Origin of the sequence: Clostridioides sp. ZZV15-6597 (genome assembly GCF_020657815.1) — a bacterium.
Lineage (GTDB): Bacteria > Bacillota > Clostridia > Peptostreptococcales > Peptostreptococcaceae > Clostridioides.
This window is the reverse complement of the sequence record NZ_JAGWCT010000022.1, coordinates 31,177-48,964: the sequence shown is the minus strand read 5'-3', so window position 1 is coordinate 48,964 and position 17,788 is coordinate 31,177. Positions and strand designations below refer to the sequence as shown.

The following is a 17,788-nucleotide window of genomic DNA, read 5'->3' as shown; positions in this document are numbered from 1 at the left end:
ATATTACATATAAATATTTTTAACAAATTTAATAATTAAATAACTATATTTCATTAACCATCTTATAAATATTTATAGACTATTCACTAGTCTTCTTCAATAAATTCAAACAAATTTTCTACTGTGGTATCGAATACTTTAGCAATATCCATCGCTAACTTTAAAGAAGGATTATATTTTCCATTTTCTAAGTGTACAATAGTCTCACGTCTTACCTCAACTGATTTAGCAAGTTCATTTTGCGTCATAAGGAGTTTTTCTCTATATTCTTTAATTTTTGTTTTCATCAATATTGCCACTTAGTTACATATCCCCCTTTTATCAAAGTATATATACAACACTAATTTAGATAAAGATTGTATAAATAAAACTGCAATAAGAATTATACCAGTATCCAAGTTTGATATATTTATATTCCTTGTATAAGGCGTTGCAAAGAAAATAGCTATTATTACTATAGAATATATCATTATTTTTATTGCAATTTGATTAACCTTTGATAGTATAAATTTAGATGATTCATCAACTAAATCATTATATTTTTTAGTATAAATTGAATAACATCCAAAAACTATTAACCAACTCAGTCCTGGAAGAGATGCAGTACTTGGACCTTTAAAAATATACTTAGTCGCTAATACAGCTATAAAAAATAAGTCATTAAAAGTAATTCTAAGATTAGCTTTGATCTTACACCAGTTTCTGATTTATACATATAAAATCACTCCTTAAAAATTATATATTCTCTATACTCTTTAATTTTTGTTTTCTTCAATATTATCACTTAGTTGCATATTCCCCTTTTATCAAAATATATATACAAAATTAATTTAGATAAAGATTGTATAAATAAAACTGCTAAGAGAATTACACCTATATCCAAATTTGATATATCCAAAGCTCTTGTATGATTTGCTGAAAAGAAAACAGCTATTACAAAAACAGAATATAACATTATTTTTGATGCAATTTGATTAACCTTTAATAACATAAGTTTTGATGCCTCATCAACTAAATCATTATATTTTTTATTATACATGAAGTCACATGCCCAAAAAGCGAATAAAATTATAAAAGTAATCCAAATATCTTCCCCTTTAAAAATAAACTTTTTTAATAATAAGTCTATAAAAAAATAGGATATCATAAGTAACTCTGAAACAAGATTTGCTTTAACACCAATCTCTGATCTAGACATATAAAATCACTCCTTAAAAGTTATATATTTATAACACTTGATGTTATAAATATATAACCTTTTCAAATAAATTGCAATAGAATATTGTAAATATTTAGTAATATATTTATAAATATAGTTTATAAAAGATTTCATAATAACCATCAAATAGTTACAAATAATATTATAAAACTACTTCTTTATTCACTTTTATAGAACTTTCTCTCTAAAAAAATTCTTATAATATATAAAATATATTTTTTAATAAATATTACAATACAATACTAGATTAGTTTATTATATCTATTCTCTCAATCATATCATTTACTAACTATTATCCTAATGAACATGTAATATTGAAATGTATAATTATACAACCTAAATGCACCCCAATATACCCTCAAAAAAACCTCTTTTTCTGTGGTTGGAGTATGGTTGGTGGATTTCATCACCAAAATAAAAAATACTAGTCAATATTGACTAGTATTTCCAAGTATTTCATTATTCATTTTTATAAATTGGTGGAGACGAATCGCAGGAATAATACCCTTGATTAATTCATTTCATATACAACTCTAAGTTTTTATTAAAAATATACATCACTTTACTATTCTATGATATAACACAACAAAAGAAACTACAATCTATGAGTGATGGTTTCATATAGTCTTAGTTCCTACAGTAAGTAAGTAGGAAGAGGGTGTACTCTATATCGAACTAATTATAAATCTTATTATAGGAGCTATCGTTTCTATTTGTATTGGTATAAGTACCAATTACATATATGATAAAATAAAAAACCACTTATCTATTGGTCGTAGTGTGATTTAGAATTTGAATTTAAAATTAAATTCACTAAAAAGCAATCTATACTAGAAACCACTACTCTACCCACTAGATTTCAGTTTCTTTTTATTTTATCTAAAACTACATTGTACTACATTACATTTAAAAATAAACCTTAAATTTCTTTATTACAATTCATTAGTTCGAAAAAATATTTAGAGTCATGAGTTTTATAAAGGTTTAACCAAGAACTTAATGCTTCTTCTTTAAAAACATCTAAAACTTTTAAAACTTGTATCGTAAATTCCAATGGTGCGATTCCCGAAGCAGTAATTAAATTTTCATCATTAACTGCAGATTCCATTTTATAATATTTTTCTCCAGTATAACTTGGTATCACCATTTTTAGAAATTCTAAATCATTACTTGTATGATCTCTAGAATCTAGTAAACCTGTTTTAGCTAGCCCTAAAGTAGCACCACAAATAGCTGCAACTATAGCCCCTTGTCCCAAAGCCTCTTTAGCTTTTTCTAATATTATCTCATGAGCTATAGATATCCAAGTATCTCCCCCTGGCAAAATTAATAAATCATTACTTTCCATATTAAACTCATCAACTGTAATCTCAGGTAAAACTTTTAACCCACCCATTGTTATAATAGGATTTTTATCAACTCCTACTGTAATTACTTTTAGTGGTTTTAATCCTTTTTTAAAATATCTTCCTGTATTTAATTCCGCAGTTAAATATCCAACTTCCCAATCTGACATAGTATCAAACACATACATATATACTTTTCTATTTTTCATCTTTTGCTCCTTATATGATTAATTAATATACCTAATTGTAAAATAACTTAACTGACATACTCTGTCAGTTAAGTTATTAAATTTGATAATGATTAATTAATTCGAGTAAATTTTCAACTATTTTATCCCTAAGACTTAATGGTTCAACTATTTGTATCGATTTTCTATAAGGTATAAGTATATTTGGTATATATGTATATATTATCTTTTCTCGAAGTTTAAATATTGCTTTATTTGAAGTTCTTTCTTTCAAATAATATCCTAGAAGCCAATGCTGACATAAGTTATCTAATGCATTTATACTTCCTTCTATAACTAATGGTATAAGATTATCCTCATCTTTTGTTTCATCCATAATCCCTCTTATAAAAAATTCACTTGCTGAAAATTCCTTTGGTCTATTAAAAGTATTTGATGTTTCTATAACATTACTAATTCTATCTATCCTAAAACTACGAATCTCATTTCTCATTTGACAAAATGCTACTATGTACCAATTATTATTCCAACGAACAATTCCATATGGATTTATAATCCTACATTTTGATTTTTCTTCACGAGCTGTACGGTAGTTAATTTCTACAGATAATTCATTTGCTATACTATTTTTTAACTTTTTAAGTACAGATTCTATGGATATTTTTCCAGTGGGTTTTATTACTTCAAAACCTATTAAATGTTTTGTTAAAATTTCCTCTTGTTTTTGATTTGAATACATTTTTAACTTTGATGTTGCCTTATCTAATGTGTCATCTAAGAAACATCCCTCTTCTTTAGCAAATATAGCTGCATGAAGTAGAGCAGTTTGCTCCTCTGTATCGAAAAAAAGAGGTGCTTTAATGAAATTATTCAAAAGTGTATATCCACCATTATGACCTGTATCTGAAATTATAGGTACTCCACTAGCAGATAATGCATCAATGTATCTGTAGACAGTTCTTATATTTATTTCTAATTTTTCAGATATTTGTTTTGCAGTAACTTTTTTATCTGAGTTTAATATCCATAATATAGACATCATATTGTCAATTTTAGCCATATAGTTTTACTCCTTCATATATGTTTTATAAATTAATTATATAGGTTATTAGATTAATTTTCACAAAAAAAATATTAGCAAATTGCTAATATTTTTCGTGGATTTTAATGGTGGAGACGAGGGGAGTCGAACCCCTGTCCGCAAATCTTTTCCTCGCTGCATCTACATGTGTAGCCAACTTTATTAGTATCTCGCCTCACATAACGCCAAGTGGCAGGCTCTATGCTTAGCCAGTCCCAATTAATCTACCCTAAGTCGAGACACCCTCAAAGTAGTTCCCTGCATAATGACGTCCAGTCTTAGCCGGCAGGAGGGCTAAGAGGGACGAGCAGCAACTAGGCTGCTATCGCGAAATTATCGTCTGCGTTTATTTTAAAGTTCCCCAGTTTTTACGTGACCCAGAGTAACACGACACGCAGCCTCAAGTTCCAAACCCACGTCGAAACCTTTACGCCCCCTTGAGTAGTTTATAGTCCATTAGACTCTTCGCAAACTTTATCACCATTTTTATTAAATTTTTAATGTATATATAATATAATACTTTTAAGAATAAAAATCAATGTTATGTTCTAGATAATAAAGAATTTTATTCTAAAAAATACAATTTTAACTAGTTTAATATTTCCCTGTCATTTCTCTTTCTATACGTCTTTGGGCATCTTTCTTAGCCATATCTTGACGCTTATCATATAACTTCTTACCTTTCGCTAAAGCAATCTCTACTTTAACTTTACCATTTTTTAAATATAAACTAAGTGGTATAAGTGAATACCCCTTTATAGTAGTTGCTCCAATAAGCTTTCTTATCTCATGCTTGTGAAGCAATAATTTTCTCACTCTCAGAGGGTCAACATTAAATATATTTCCTTGCTCATATGGACTTATATGAACTTGTTTTAAAAATACTTCACTGTTATCTACAGATGCAAATCCATCACTTAGGTTGACTTTACCTTGTCTTATCGACTTTACTTCTGTTCCTTTTAATTCAATTCCACATTCATATGTTTCCTCTATAAAATATTCATGTCTTGCTCTTTTGTTTGTTGCTAATATTTTTTTACCAGCCATATAAATCTCACCTTCTTTGCTAGAAATTTCTTTAATACACACTAAGAATTTGCTAAATATTTCATATCTATAAATCTTTTGACTACCCTGTATGATAACATATTCAAGAGCTTTAGTCAATATGACAACTCATACATTAAACTAATTGGACAAGATATGATAAATGATGTAACAATATATTGTAGGAAATTGCATCAACTATATTTAGTGCAAAGTCAAAATCAATTACTAAAAATAATCTATCAAACTCAAAACAAAAATTTTAATACTCCAATACCTATTTTTCGCTTTTAGCTTTTAACACTCTCATAAAATATAATACCCACAAATTATAAATACTACTCAAAATACATACTCAAACAATATACTTCAATTATAAGTATTCTTAAAATTTCTTAATATCTATGTAAAACTTTGATGATAAAGTAGCCAATTTCCCAAAAAAAATGTAATATATAGTTATATCTTATAATATTTTAGAGATAAATTTTAATATAGTAGGGAGAAATTTGTATGGATTTAAGCAAAAAAGTAAAAATTTTAGAAAATACATCAGATGGTAGAAGTGAATTTGAAGTATTAGAATTTGAAAAACTTGAAGGAGCTTCTAGTCCAATGATGGCAATGGGATTATATTTTGCTAGAGAAGCTGGCTTGAAAGCTAGACAAATTAAGATAAAATTAAATAATTCATCAATAAAAACAGAAGCTGGTGCATTGTACTATTATAAAGGAAAGATATCTTCTGAAACTAAAATTGGTGGTGTTGGAGGTCTTTTCAAAAAAGGAATATCAGGAGCACTTACTAATGAGTCAATGATGAAACCTACATATAAAGGTACTGGCGAAGTTTACTTAGAGCCTTCTTTTAGACACTATTTATTTATGAGCCTTGACAATGATTCTATAATCGTCGATAAAGGTCTATTCTATTGTTGCTCTGATACTATAGAAGTAAAGGCCTTTACACAAAAGAACTTCTCTTCTGCTTTACTTGGTGGTGAAGGTTTCTTCCAAATAGAGTTAAGTGGTACTGGTGTAGTTGTTCTAGAATGTGTTGTACCTCAAAGTGAAATTATAGAGTATGAATTGAGTAATGGAGAAGAATTAAAAGTAGATGGTAACTTTGCAATAGCAAGAACATCTGGAGTTAATTTTTCTGTTACAAAGTCAGATAAATCTTTAATTGGTTCTGCTTTAAATGGTGAAGGTTTCTTAAATACATTTACTGGAAATGGTACAGTTTGGTTAGCTCCTACTCAAGTAATGTACGAAAAACTAAGCTTTGGAGCCATGCCTACTAATGATAATATGAATAATAAGGTTTCTAAGCAAAAATAGAAATTTTATGAAAATTTTATAAACCCATTCATATAAAGTTAATATAAAATATACTTTTGATAGCTTTAGATAAAATTTAGTAAAGAGATATATTTTATAATATAAAGATATCAGTATAAATATAAAAAGGCTGTAGGTAAATTTGTTTCTACATAAATCTACTTACAGCCTCAAATCTAATAATAGCCTCTTTTATAAATATAAATTCATATTTAAAGATATATTTATTTTACCTAATGCACTAATTCAAATCTTATCTGCGTTAAATCATTCAATTATCAATAAATCCATATTGCATAAAATTATTGATAGCATATATTATAAATCTAAAAACTTTTATTATAGTTCTAATTATTAACCTAAAAATGCCTATTATTAATCTATTTAGTTTTACTACAATCAACAATTTTTATATTAGTATACTTAGTTTACCTACAATAAACAACTTTTATATTACTCTATTTAATTTGCCTACAGTAAACAATTTTAATCTAACTAGCCAATCTTTCTTTTTATTGGCTTTATCGAAAGAGACACAACTATCAACACAATACTTCCACATATCAACCAATACTTTTCATCAAAGCTACCTCGACTCATAGACATTATAAAGAAATTTCCGACGTACTTATCTCTAGTCATCATATTTAAAATTAAATATCCTATAGATACCATATATCCTATAATAGTATTATTAAATAAGTTTGAAAATAACATACCTAAACTTCCTATAAACATAGCTGATGCAAAACTCCCCACAATATATTTAAATATAGGGAAATTGCCTCCAAGATGTTTTAAAACCAGCACAAATCCAGTAATTAATACAAGCATACTTATAATTGACATTATTATTCTTATTAATTGTATAACTACTTGAGATACTGATTTTGATGATACTATCTCATCAATTTCCTTCGATTGCTCTAAGTAAAATGTAGGAACTAGCATTATTATTCCCACTATTACAACATAGTTTTCAAGACATATAGCTGCTGAAACACTATCTAAATTTGCTACCCCTTGTATAAATGGAATCAAACATAACATCCCAATTGAACATATTAGATTAATTAGAGTGCTTAATTTGAAGTTTTCTTTTATTAAAACTAAATAATTTTGAAAACTTTGAACCAACATTAAGATTCCCCCTTCTTTTTTGTTCATATAAGAATGTAGTTAGCAAGACAATTATTAAAGCTCCTAATCCCATTAAAAGTCTATTACTCATAATAGTATTAAAGTTTTCTGATATAATAGTTCCATTTAGTACATTATTATGTCTTATCATTAGTCCCATTGATGGATAATCTCCTTCAAGACCTATAGAGTTTATACTGTAAAACCACCAAATTAATTGAACAATAATTGCTACTGGTGTGTCTGTTAATACAGTCAGACTCACTCCTACAGCTGTAACTATCATAAGGGTTGGTAACAACCACCACAGTGTATATTTTACAAATGCTAAATTATCAATAGAAATACCTTCATCTTTAGCAAATGAAATTAAAGGAAGCAATTCTTTTATTCCTAAAATTAAAACTGGCAACATCATCATAAATACAAGAGCAAAATATCTTGATAAAATTATTTTAGATGTTGATGCTTGTTTTGAGTAGACAATTTCGCTCATTCTTGAACGTCTATCTTTCATTGACATAAAGACTGCTACGAATACTGGAAATATACTTAAAATTATACCTATATAGTCACAAAAAATTCTTGCATAGCCATTAGTTACTTTATCTTTTTGTATTGTATAGCTATAATCTTGCATAGCTTCTTCATAAGTAACTGGAATCATACCAAATCTTTCTAATTTATCAATAGAATACGCAGACCCACCACCTAAAATTTCATCTACACTTCGCATTATTTCTTGAAATCTTTCAAATGATAATTTAGAAGTATTTACTTCTATATTTTCCCCACTTTTCCAAATTGAGTTTACTTTGTCAATACTGTTACCAGTTATCTCCTCAATATACTTCTCTATAGTTTGGGTCTTACTTTCATTTAATTTTATATACTTAATAATTCCCATTGGATATGTTGTATATGAATTTGCTTGATATTCTCTAATCAAACTTATAGTTGCACTTGGAATCACTTTATCAGACTTCAAAGATTCTTTTTGACCATATGGATATTGGTTGTTCTTTAGGTAGTATTCATCAATATTTTCTACCCTTTGAGGTGCAACCAATGGATTTCCATCATTAGGAATATTTTTGCTTGCGTCTTCTGAAACTGAGCTTCCAAGTTGTGAAATATAGAAAACTACCAATACTACAATAAAAACATAATAAACTGTGCTTTTTAATATGTTTTTACACTCTTTTATAAATAGATTCATATCTTATCTCCTCCCATCATAAGCATATAGCCATCTTCAATAGTCGGATTACATTCTACTGCTGTTTCAAAAGGTTTGTCTTTTGATATGATTCTAAGTGTAGCTTTTCCACCTTGAGTCAACATACCTATAACTACAAATCTATTTTTTATATTTTCAATGTCCTTTTTATCTACTTCAACACTATATACCTTTCCATCAGCAAGTTTTGATAATGCCTCAGTTGTACCATTGTATATAACTTTTCCATTATCTAATATAGCTATATTTTCACATGTTGCCTCTATATCCCCTACAATATGTGTTGATAATATAACTATTCTATCATTGGCAATCTCACATAATAAATTTCTAAATCGTATACGTTCTTCTGGGTCAAGTCCTGCTGTTGGTTCATCTACGATTAAAATTTTAGGATTGTGAATCAACGCTTGTGCAATTCCAAGTCTTCTATTCATACCTCCAGATAAAGATTTTACTTTTACTCTTTGATAATTAGTTAGATTTACTTTGCTTAATAACTTATTGATAATTTTTCTTCTTTTTCCTGATGGTATATTTGATAAAACAGCTAGATAATCCATTGCTCCATACACTGTCATATTAGGATACATTGAAAAATCTTGAGGAAGGTAACCAACCATATTTCTAATTTCTTTCGTTTTTTCTATAGGAATCCCACATATATCTATTGAACCATCTGTCTTTGATAACAAAGTAGCTAGAATTCGCATAAATGTTGTTTTTCCTGCTCCATTTCTTCCCAAAAGTCCAAACATTCCACTATCAATTTCAATGTTTACATTTTCAAGAGCCATTTTTGAACCAAACCTCTTGCTGAGATTAGACACTGATATTTTCATTTCCATATATAAGTACACCCCCACAAATCATTTTATAGTATTTTATTTTTATGAATTTTTTATTATATTTCCATAATAGATTCTAAAACTTAAGATATTATTTAGAAATTTCTAAATTTTTTCTAAAGATTTTAATTTCTCTTAATAAATAAAATAAATGTGCTTATATACTAATGACTTCTGTACTATAGTGATTTAAAAATAATTGAAGTGTCTAAAGATATTATCATCATCTCCACCAAAATGACAACCAGTCAGAGTAAACTGAATTGCATGCCCCTAATTACTTACCTCCTAAGTAGTATTTTTATAATTTCAACTCATAGCAAAGAGTATTGAAAAGAAAAGCTACTTATAAAAATATCATTACTTCTTAAAAATTAAAGTGTGCATAAGGTAATATTTCTGATGTGGAATCAAAGAATTTTATTACGCACACATACACAAAGATTACATCAATTAGTTCTATCTTTTGAGTAAAATACATGTGTTGTAGTGTCAAAATTATATAAATTATATAAAATAAAAAATAAGTGTATCTCAAGTTCTGAATGATACACTTATTTCCTATTAAAAAATCTATTTTTTTAATATATACTTTTCGCTAAATATTGTAAACATCTACTTTTTATCAAAGATTCTACATTTAGTCATACTATAAACACTACAAATTCTCATTTCTACTTTTAAATATTCCTGTATTTTCTTATTTTAGGATATTAATTTTTCCCTGTTTACTCTTATTTTCAAATAGTAAACCTTATTCTTTATATTTTATTTATTCTTCAATCTTTTCAACTATCTCAAAGTCAATTTCTTTAAAATCTACATTTACACCTTCAACCTTTATCTTAACAAGGTCACCTATTTTATATGACTTCTTAGTTCTCTCACCTAACACACTATAAGAACTTTCATCATAGATATAATAGTCGTCATTCATATTTGCAAGTCTTATCAATCCTTCTATAGTATTACCTAGCTCAACAAATATTCCAAATGAAGTCACACTAGATACAACACCTTCAAACTCTTGACCAACTTTATCCTTCATATAAAGAGCCTTATAGAAGTCATGTACATCTCTTTCCGCCAATTCTGCTTTTCTTTCTTTTTCAGATGATTGAACAGATGCATAATCCACTATAGTAGTAAGTTGTTCTTGTCTCTTTCCATTTATCTTATTATTTAAAGACTCTTTTATTATTCTATGAATTTGAAGGTCAGGATATCTTCTTATTGGTGACGTAAAATGACAATAGAATTTAGCTGCTAACCCAAAGTGACCACTACATTCTGGTGAATATTTAGCCTGTTTTAAAGAACGAAGCATTATGGTACTGATTGCTCCCTCTTCTGTTTTGCCTTTTATCTTCTCTATTATCCCTTGTAATGCCTTTGGATGTACTTCTTCCTTATCACCTTTTATTGTATATCCAAATGTAGATATAAACTTACTCAATTCTTCCATTTTTTCTAAAGATGGTGTTTCATGTATTCTATACACAAATGGTATACCCATCCAGTAAAAATGTTCAGCAATTGTTTCATTACTTATAAGCATAAACTCTTCTATTATTTTATTAGAAATTCTTCTCTCATATGGTTTTATATCTGCAACTTCTCCATTTCCATTTAGAATTATCTTTGCTTCTGGGAAGTTAAAGTCTATAGCCCCTCTTTTTTCTCTTCTTGACATAAGAATTCTAGCCAAAGTTTCAGAGTTCTTAAAATCATCTACAACATGTTCAAAAGTCTTTTTAAGCTTTTCATCATCTTTTTCTAATATATCAGATACTTCTGTATAAGTCATTCTAGCTTTTGAATTTATTATAGATTCACATATTTCATGCTTAACTACATTTCCCTTATGGTCTATTTCCATAAATATAGAAAGAGTTAATTTGTCTTCAAATGGATTTAAACTACACACTCCATTAGAAAGAGTCTTTGGCAACATTGGAATTACTTTATCTACTAAGTACACAGATGTAGCCCTTTTTAAAGCTTCTTTATCTAATTTATTTTTTTCTCTTACATAATGTGTAACATCAGCTATATGAACTCCTAATTTAAAGTTTCCATTAGATAATACCTCTATTGATATAGCATCATCTAAATCTTTTGCGTCATCTCCATCTATAGTAAATATGTTTAAATCTCTTAAATCTCTTCTTCTTTTTACCTCTTCTTCTGGAATTTCAACAGCTACAGCTTCTGCTTCTTGCAATACCTTCTTAGGAAATTCTTCTGGAAGACCATGTTCTCTTATTATAGAATCTATTTCTACTCCTCTTTCGCCTTTTTGACCCAGTATTTCTATAATCTTTCCTTCTGGTTTTCTATCTTCTTGTGGCCATACTGTAATTTCACAAACTACCTTATCATTATCTACTGCTCCACTAAAATATCTTTTAGGTATATATATATCCTTAGTAAATTTTTTATTGTCTGGTGTTACAAACCCAAAAGTTTTACTTGATTGAAAAGTACCTACTATTTTAGTTATTTCTCTCTTTATAATTTTTATTATTCTTCCTTCTGCTCTTTTTTCTTCAGTTGCAGGTACAACTATCTCTGCCATAACTCTATCATTATGCATAGCTCCATTTATATTGTCACTTGAGATAAATAAATCTTGTGTGTATTCAACATCAGATTCTACAAATCCAAAGCCTTTTTTATGTGCTGTAAATTTACCAACAAAATATCCCATTTGATTTGGTGATACTATTTTATTTTTCTTAGTAAAACATATATAGCCATCTTCCTCTAATTCTTCTAAAAAATTATAGAACATTGGCATTTCTGATGAATGTATATCAAAAATTTCTGCTAATTCTTCCTTTTTTAGAGGATTATATGCACTTTCGTTTATTAATCCTAACAAACTCTCTTTAAGTCCTGGTATCATTTTTTCCTCCTATTTTACTTTCTTGTTATATTATTTTTTAGTTTTCTATTATATTGCCCTTTGTATATCTTCTATATTACCTTTCATATATCTTCGCACACCGTCTTTTATATTCTTTTATTATTGTTTCAAGTTAAATCAATTATTATATATTTTTATATTAATTGAAACTATCTTAATAAAGCTTTAAAAAAGTTATGATAATTCTCTAATAATAGTTTAAGTCATCATAAGCACAATTGTAATTTACTCAAAATATCCTTATTACATCTGCTTTATCACCTAATTATACACCATCATATAGAATTGGTAAAATATTCATTCCATCTAAGTATTACTATATAATAATTTATTCTATTAGTATACGCAAATTAAGTTAAATTTATATAACTCAATTAATTTTTTAAATATAGCTTTTTATAATATAAAACTCATAATAAAAGTAAATTTATATGTTAAATTAGGTTGATTTTTTATTGTTTTTTATTTATTCTAATACTAAAGGCTTGCAAACGTTTTTTGACAAGTCTTTATTTTATCTAAATTAAATAAATTTTTTTATTATGAATAATGTATTAAATTTAAACTAATCTACTTATTGGAGGAGATATACTTGGAAGAAATAATTGCAAAAATTATTACCATAGAAAATGGTTTTAAAGAAATTGAAAATATTGCTAAAAAAATTGTGAAAAATAATGACTCAAAGAAGTGTTATTATCTATCAATTTACTTATATAGATCAGAATACTATCAAGTAAGAGAATTAGCAGTGTTTATATTAGGCTTTATATCAATACATATTTCTGAAGCCTTATTATTTTTAAAAAACAATGTGAGTAAAGATGAAAACTGGAGAGTACAAGAAATATTAGCTAAATCATTTGATTATTATTGTAGTGAAGTTGGATATGATAAATCACTTCCTGTGATAAAAGAATGGTTAAGTTCTGACAATCCAAATATAAAGAGAGCTGTGACAGAGGGTCTTAGAGTTTGGACTATCCGAGACTATTTTAAAACCAACCCCACTGTAGCTATATCATTGCTTTCTAGTTTGAAAGATGATGACAGTGAATACTTAAGAAAATCTGTTGGAAATGCTCTCAGAGACATAAGCAAAAAACATCCAGATTTAGTAAAAAACGAATTAAACTCATGGGATGTTTCAAATAAAAAAGTTGAGCTTGTATATAATCTTGCTTCAAAACGTATTTTGGCAAAATAAATTGGAGGTGACTATACTTGAAGCTTCGTGAAAAATATACATGTCCATTAGAACTAACACATGATATGATAAAAGGTAAATGGAAGTCTATTATATTATGGAGATTACGTATAGGTCCAACTTCTCTATCAAAACTAGAAAAAGAGATTAATGGAATCAACCAAAAAATGTTGCTCGAACAACTTAAAGAATTGATTGAATTTGGGCTGGTTGATAAAAAGACATATGAAGGATATCCACTTAAAGTTGAATATTCACTTACACCTATTCGTGGGAAACAGATGTTAGATGCTTTAGCTATAATGCAAGATATAGGAATTAATTTTATGCTAGAGAATGGTATGGAAGATATTCTTGAGGAAAAAGGGATTTTACAATAAACTAATACACACAAAAAAGTAAGTAATTTACCATTATTTACAACTAGTATATAATAAACTTACAGAAAATTTTTATTAATTTATTATATATTTAGGAGGTAAATTATTGTGAAAGTAACTAGTACAGGTATAGTAAATGGTGTTATAGAAGATAAATATGGGAAAAGAGGAAATCAATTTAATAAAGGTGGTATGCCTACATATTCATTACCTCTAAAATTTGAAGATGCTCCAGAGCATACAGTGTCCTTTGCTGTATTTTTAGAGGACAAAGATTCAGTTCCTGTATGTGGATTTGCATGGATACATTGGCTAGCTGCAAATATAACAAAAGATGAACTAAAGGAAAATGAAAGCATAACAGCTACTGATTTTATTCAAGGAACTACTAGTTGGCATAGTAAATTAGGTGATATTGATAGATTAGAAGCTAGTGTTTATGGTGGTATGGCTCCTCCAGATAGACCACATGTTTATGAAATACATGTGTTTGCACTTGATACTACTCTTAATCTTGAAAAGGGATTTTATATGAATGAGCTTTTTGAAGCCATGGATGGACATATTTTAGATAGATTTACACTTAAAGGAAGTTATTCTAATTAATTAGATTTACTATAGCTAATCATTAATTTGTCTCACTTAATTAATGATTAGCTTAATTGTTATTAAATTATTTTTCTATTTTAATTAATTATTGATTCAATAGATTTAAATTATTTCTTATATTTTGTTTAACTATTAAATCAATGAATTTTAAATTATTTCTTATATTTTACTAAATCTTATTTTACAGCTTATTAAAAGAAAATATCAACATAGTTAATAAATCTATATAAAATTTCGAGGAGTTATTATGATAAAAAAAATAGACCATGTGGTCATTACTACTAATAATATAGAAAACTGTATCAGTTTTTATAAAAAACTTGGTTTTACATTAAAGAAAATAAATGAAAGATATGAACTTTACTCTGGAGATTTCAAAATAAATGTCCATTTAAAAGGTCATGAACTTACACCTCACAGCAAAAACGTACAAACAGGTAGTGCTGATTTGTGTTTTGAAATAAATACTAATATTGACATGACAAAAACAAACTTAGAACAAAATGGGATTCAAATTGAGCAAGGAATTGTAGAACGCACAGGAGTCTTTGGTAAAATGAAGTCTATTTACTTAAGAGACCCTGATGGAAATTTAATCGAATTGTCAAGTTATGGAGAATAAACTTTGGAAAATTTAATTCTATCTATAAATGTCGTTCTTCCTTTGTTTCTCACAATGTCACTTGGGTATGCTCTGAAAAAATTAGGTTTATTTGATGAACATACCTTAAATAAAATGAATAATGTTTGTTTCAAATCTTTCCTGCCATTATTATTATTTTTTAATATATACAATACAGATTTAAATGGTTCTCTCAACCTCAAACTTATGGCTGTAGCTGTTATAAGTATTTTTTCAATCTTTTTACTCTTAGTTTTTATTATACCTAAAATTGAAAAAGATAATAAAACAAGAGGTGCTTTAATACAAGGTATATTTCGCAGTAACTTTGTTATATTTGGTATACCTGTAACAATTTCACTATTTGGTGATAAAAATATCGGTGTTACATCCTTATTAATTGCAGTTATTGTTCCTATGTTCAATGTATTATCAGTCGTAATACTTGAAATTTTTAGAGGTGGTAAAATAAATATAAAACACATGATTAAAGGTGTTTTAACAAATCCACTCATAATCGCTTCTGTAATAGGATTTATAATGCTCATTTTAAATATTAATATACCTGAGTTTTTACATAAAACTATTGGTGATATTTCTAAAATTGCTACTCCTCTATCACTTATAATTCTAGGAGGGTCTTTTAGCTTCTCTGCTATAAAGGGTCATATAAGACCAATTATACTGGGTGTGTGTGGAAAACTTATTCTTATACCTGCTATATTTTTACCAATTAGCATTTTCCTTGGATTTAGAAATGTCGAATTAGCCTCACTTATGATAATGTTATCTGCTCCAACTGCTATTTCTTCATTTACAATGGCTCAACAGATGAATTCTGATAGTGAGTTAGCTGGACAAATTGTAGTATTTACTTCTGCATTTTCCATAATTACAGTATTTATAATAATATTTATCTTAAAACAGAATAATCTTATTTAGTAATATCCTATAGTATAAGTTGGTATAATAACAAATATATATTTTTATTGTAATAAACATATATTGATAGCATAGTAAATATATATTGATATTGTAATAAATATATACAGAAAATAAGTACTACTCATAACTCAAAAAAATATAGAAAAAGGGGGGTCTCAAAATTAGCTTTTTAGTTCATGAGACACTCTTTTTTGTATGAAATCAACTATATTTCCATTATTTCAACAATGAAAAAGAGGCTTATTTTTCTATTTTGAAACAGCCCCTTTTCTATTGAAACTTGTATTCTTTACTGAAACTTATAAAACTTCAAGTTTTTTTTAAATAGGATATAACTTATTACTTCTAAAAACTATATTAATATATCCTCTTTTTTATATTATTTTTTAGCTTTATCAGTTGATAATTCACCTACAGTTGTATACTTAACATCCCCATCTTTAGGATTTCCCACTTGTACTGGTAGATTAGGTTGTGTTTGCCATTGCCACCATCCACCATCAAATAAAGTGATGTTTTTCCATCCATTTTCATAGCACATTAACCAAGGAATAGTTGCTCTCCATCCAGTTCCACAATAAAATGCTGTATTTGTATCTTTTGTTACATCAATATCTTTAAAATAACCTAATACTTTATCAAAATCTACATAACTTCCATCTTCATTCATATAATCTTGCATACTGCTTGCATCAGTACCTGCACGTCCCCATACAGCACCCTTTGGCTCTCCAGCTTTATCAATATAATTGTATCCACTCGTTTTTCCAGAGAACTCTTCTAAGCTTCTTATACTTACTAATCTAAAGTTAGGGTCATTTTTTAATTTATTTTCTACATCTTTTATGTCCATTACATATTCTGGATGTTCTGGAACTTTTACACCAAACTCTTTTTGAGGTTTTGGCTCTACTGCTCCTTTTTCTACATCATATTTTGCATTTTTCCATGCTTCAATACTTCCATCCATAACTTTAACATTTTTAACACCAGCCCAAAGACAAATGAATGCTATTCTATCTACTCCTGAATCAGAACCATATAGTATAACAGTTGTATCTGATGTAATTCCATTGCTAAGTAATACTTTTTCAACTACATCTGCTGGTTTGATATTGTAGTTATCAAAGTCTTTTACTCCTTCATCATTATCATATTCTAAAGAGTCTGTATCAATATGAATAGCTCCTGGTATATGCTGTTTCAGGTAGCCCTCATTTTGTTCAGTTGCTCCCCATGAGCCTTCTGCTATAACATAATTTTTAGACTCTGGTTGATTTCCATCAATAACACTTTTTACCCACTTAGGTGATACAAATACTTTTGTTGTATCAACTGGGTCAGCTGTAACCTTTTCTGCATTAGCATCTTTATTACTTGCTTCATTTGAATTGTTGTTTGAACACCCAACTAATAATGTCACAATCATAGCTATACATAATAGTAAACTTAATAACCTTTTTTTCACGTTTTTCCCTCCATCTTATCTAGTTTTCACCTAAAAAGTATATCATATAGCTTTTTTCTATTCAATAATTCTACAGCTTATACATAATATTGGATATACAAATTTTCTATACTTCATCTTATCCTTTATACAAAATTTCTATACAACATTCTATTTATGTCTTACTATTAAATTC

At 27.7% G+C, this 17,788-nt stretch carries 16 protein-coding genes and 1 other RNA gene; 6 read left to right on the top strand and 11 right to left on the bottom strand.

The window, feature by feature from the left end:
* Positions 1-86: 86 nt before the first annotated feature.
* The 6 genes from KGF52_RS07415 to smpB form a co-directional block, all read right to left on the bottom strand.
* Positions 87-287, bottom strand: coding sequence for a helix-turn-helix transcriptional regulator (locus KGF52_RS07415; RefSeq protein ID WP_255611550.1), 201 nt, complete (start codon positions 285-287; stop codon positions 87-89).
* A 497-nt stretch (positions 288-784) separates the two neighbouring features.
* Positions 785-1,198, bottom strand: a complete 414-nt coding sequence (locus tag KGF52_RS07410; protein WP_227839651.1) for a hypothetical protein — start codon at positions 1,196-1,198, stop codon at positions 785-787.
* Positions 1,199-2,138: 940 nt separating this feature from the next.
* The gene (locus KGF52_RS07405; RefSeq protein WP_227830250.1) at positions 2,139-2,774 is read right to left on the bottom strand and encodes a type 1 glutamine amidotransferase family protein; all 636 of its coding nucleotides are present in this window, start codon (positions 2,772-2,774) and stop codon (positions 2,139-2,141) included.
* A 76-nt stretch (positions 2,775-2,850) separates the two neighbouring features.
* Positions 2,851-3,813 carry a helix-turn-helix transcriptional regulator gene (locus tag KGF52_RS07400; protein ID WP_227839650.1) on the bottom strand — a complete coding sequence of 321 codons (963 nt, stop codon included), beginning with the start codon at positions 3,811-3,813 and terminating at the stop codon, positions 2,851-2,853.
* A gap of 108 nt (positions 3,814-3,921) precedes the next feature.
* Positions 3,922-4,271, bottom strand: a transfer-messenger RNA (tmRNA) gene (gene ssrA / locus KGF52_RS07395).
* Between the two features lie 157 nt (positions 4,272-4,428).
* Positions 4,429-4,884, bottom strand: a complete 456-nt coding sequence (smpB, locus tag KGF52_RS07390) for an SsrA-binding protein SmpB (protein WP_054275121.1) — start codon at positions 4,882-4,884, stop codon at positions 4,429-4,431.
* A 513-nt stretch (positions 4,885-5,397) separates the two neighbouring features.
* Between smpB and KGF52_RS07385 the strand changes: the two genes are divergently transcribed.
* Complete coding sequence (locus KGF52_RS07385; RefSeq protein WP_227839649.1) at positions 5,398-6,225, top strand: AIM24 family protein; 828 nt, start codon at positions 5,398-5,400, stop codon at positions 6,223-6,225.
* Positions 6,226-6,720: 495 nt separating this feature from the next.
* Here the strand turns inward: KGF52_RS07385 and KGF52_RS07380 are convergent, their stop codons facing one another.
* The 4 genes from KGF52_RS07380 to rnr form a co-directional block, all read right to left on the bottom strand.
* Positions 6,721-7,365, bottom strand: a complete 645-nt coding sequence (locus tag KGF52_RS07380) for an ABC transporter permease (protein ID WP_227839648.1) — start codon at positions 7,363-7,365, stop codon at positions 6,721-6,723.
* Positions 7,295-8,584 (bottom strand): ABC transporter permease, encoded by a 1,290-nt coding sequence (locus tag KGF52_RS07375; RefSeq protein WP_227839647.1) that lies wholly within the window; start codon positions 8,582-8,584, stop codon positions 7,295-7,297. Before KGF52_RS07375 ends, KGF52_RS07380 begins: the two co-directional genes overlap by 71 nt.
* The gene (locus tag KGF52_RS07370; RefSeq protein ID WP_227839646.1) at positions 8,581-9,453 is read right to left on the bottom strand and encodes an ABC transporter ATP-binding protein; all 873 of its coding nucleotides are present in this window, start codon (positions 9,451-9,453) and stop codon (positions 8,581-8,583) included. The genes KGF52_RS07375 and KGF52_RS07370 overlap by 4 nt, the downstream gene beginning before the upstream one ends.
* Before the next feature lie 772 nt (positions 9,454-10,225).
* Positions 10,226-12,361: a ribonuclease R gene (gene rnr, locus KGF52_RS07365; RefSeq protein WP_227839645.1), complete on the bottom strand. Its 2,136-nt coding sequence runs from the start codon at positions 12,359-12,361 to the stop codon at positions 10,226-10,228.
* A gap of 613 nt (positions 12,362-12,974) precedes the next feature.
* On the opposite strand from rnr, the gene KGF52_RS07360 reads away from it, so the two are divergent.
* The 5 genes from KGF52_RS07360 (at position 12,975) to KGF52_RS07340 (ending at position 16,142) form a co-directional block, all read left to right on the top strand.
* On the top strand, positions 12,975-13,589 hold the full coding sequence (locus KGF52_RS07360) for a DNA alkylation repair protein (protein WP_227839644.1): 615 nt from the start codon (positions 12,975-12,977) through the stop codon (positions 13,587-13,589).
* A gap of 17 nt (positions 13,590-13,606) precedes the next feature.
* A complete protein-coding gene (locus tag KGF52_RS07355; protein WP_227839643.1) occupies positions 13,607-13,969 on the top strand; it encodes a winged helix-turn-helix transcriptional regulator in 363 nt (120 codons plus the stop codon).
* Positions 13,970-14,077: 108 nt separating this feature from the next.
* A complete protein-coding gene (locus KGF52_RS07350; RefSeq protein ID WP_227839642.1) occupies positions 14,078-14,575 on the top strand; it encodes a YbhB/YbcL family Raf kinase inhibitor-like protein in 498 nt (165 codons plus the stop codon).
* Between the two features lie 250 nt (positions 14,576-14,825).
* Complete coding sequence (locus tag KGF52_RS07345) at positions 14,826-15,200, top strand: VOC family protein (protein ID WP_227839641.1); 375 nt, start codon at positions 14,826-14,828, stop codon at positions 15,198-15,200.
* Positions 15,201-15,203: 3 nt separating this feature from the next.
* A complete protein-coding gene (locus tag KGF52_RS07340) occupies positions 15,204-16,142 on the top strand; it encodes an AEC family transporter (protein WP_227839640.1) in 939 nt (312 codons plus the stop codon).
* Positions 16,143-16,524: 382 nt separating this feature from the next.
* On the opposite strand, the gene KGF52_RS07335 is transcribed toward KGF52_RS07340, so the two are convergent.
* Complete coding sequence (locus tag KGF52_RS07335) at positions 16,525-17,613, bottom strand: rhodanese-like domain-containing protein (RefSeq protein WP_227839639.1); 1,089 nt, start codon at positions 17,611-17,613, stop codon at positions 16,525-16,527.
* Positions 17,614-17,788 lie beyond the last annotated feature (175 nt).

What these genes read in the sequence shown, in the direction of transcription:
- KGF52_RS07410 (WP_227839651.1), bottom strand. Translation starts at nt 1,198, where the DNA reads ATGTCTAGATCAGAGATTGGTGTTAAAGCAAATCTTGTTTCAGAGTTA.
- KGF52_RS07385 (WP_227839649.1), top strand. Translation starts at nt 5,398, where the DNA reads ATGGATTTAAGCAAAAAAGTAAAAATTTTAGAAAATACATCAGATGGT.
- KGF52_RS07415 (WP_255611550.1), bottom strand. Translation starts at nt 287, where the DNA reads ATGAAAACAAAAATTAAAGAATATAGAGAAAAACTCCTTATGACGCAA.
- smpB (WP_054275121.1), bottom strand. Translation starts at nt 4,884, where the DNA reads ATGGCTGGTAAAAAAATATTAGCAACAAACAAAAGAGCAAGACATGAA.
- KGF52_RS07375 (WP_227839647.1), bottom strand. Translation starts at nt 8,584, where the DNA reads ATGAATCTATTTATAAAAGAGTGTAAAAACATATTAAAAAGCACAGTT.
- KGF52_RS07370 (WP_227839646.1), bottom strand. Translation starts at nt 9,453, where the DNA reads ATGGAAATGAAAATATCAGTGTCTAATCTCAGCAAGAGGTTTGGTTCA.
- rnr (WP_227839645.1), bottom strand. Translation starts at nt 12,361, where the DNA reads ATGATACCAGGACTTAAAGAGAGTTTGTTAGGATTAATAAACGAAAGT.
- KGF52_RS07345 (WP_227839641.1), top strand. Translation starts at nt 14,826, where the DNA reads ATGATAAAAAAAATAGACCATGTGGTCATTACTACTAATAATATAGAA.
- KGF52_RS07405 (WP_227830250.1), bottom strand. Translation starts at nt 2,774, where the DNA reads ATGAAAAATAGAAAAGTATATATGTATGTGTTTGATACTATGTCAGAT.
- KGF52_RS07380 (WP_227839648.1), bottom strand. Translation starts at nt 7,365, where the DNA reads ATGTTGGTTCAAAGTTTTCAAAATTATTTAGTTTTAATAAAAGAAAAC.
- KGF52_RS07400 (WP_227839650.1), bottom strand. Translation starts at nt 3,813, where the DNA reads ATGGCTAAAATTGACAATATGATGTCTATATTATGGATATTAAACTCA.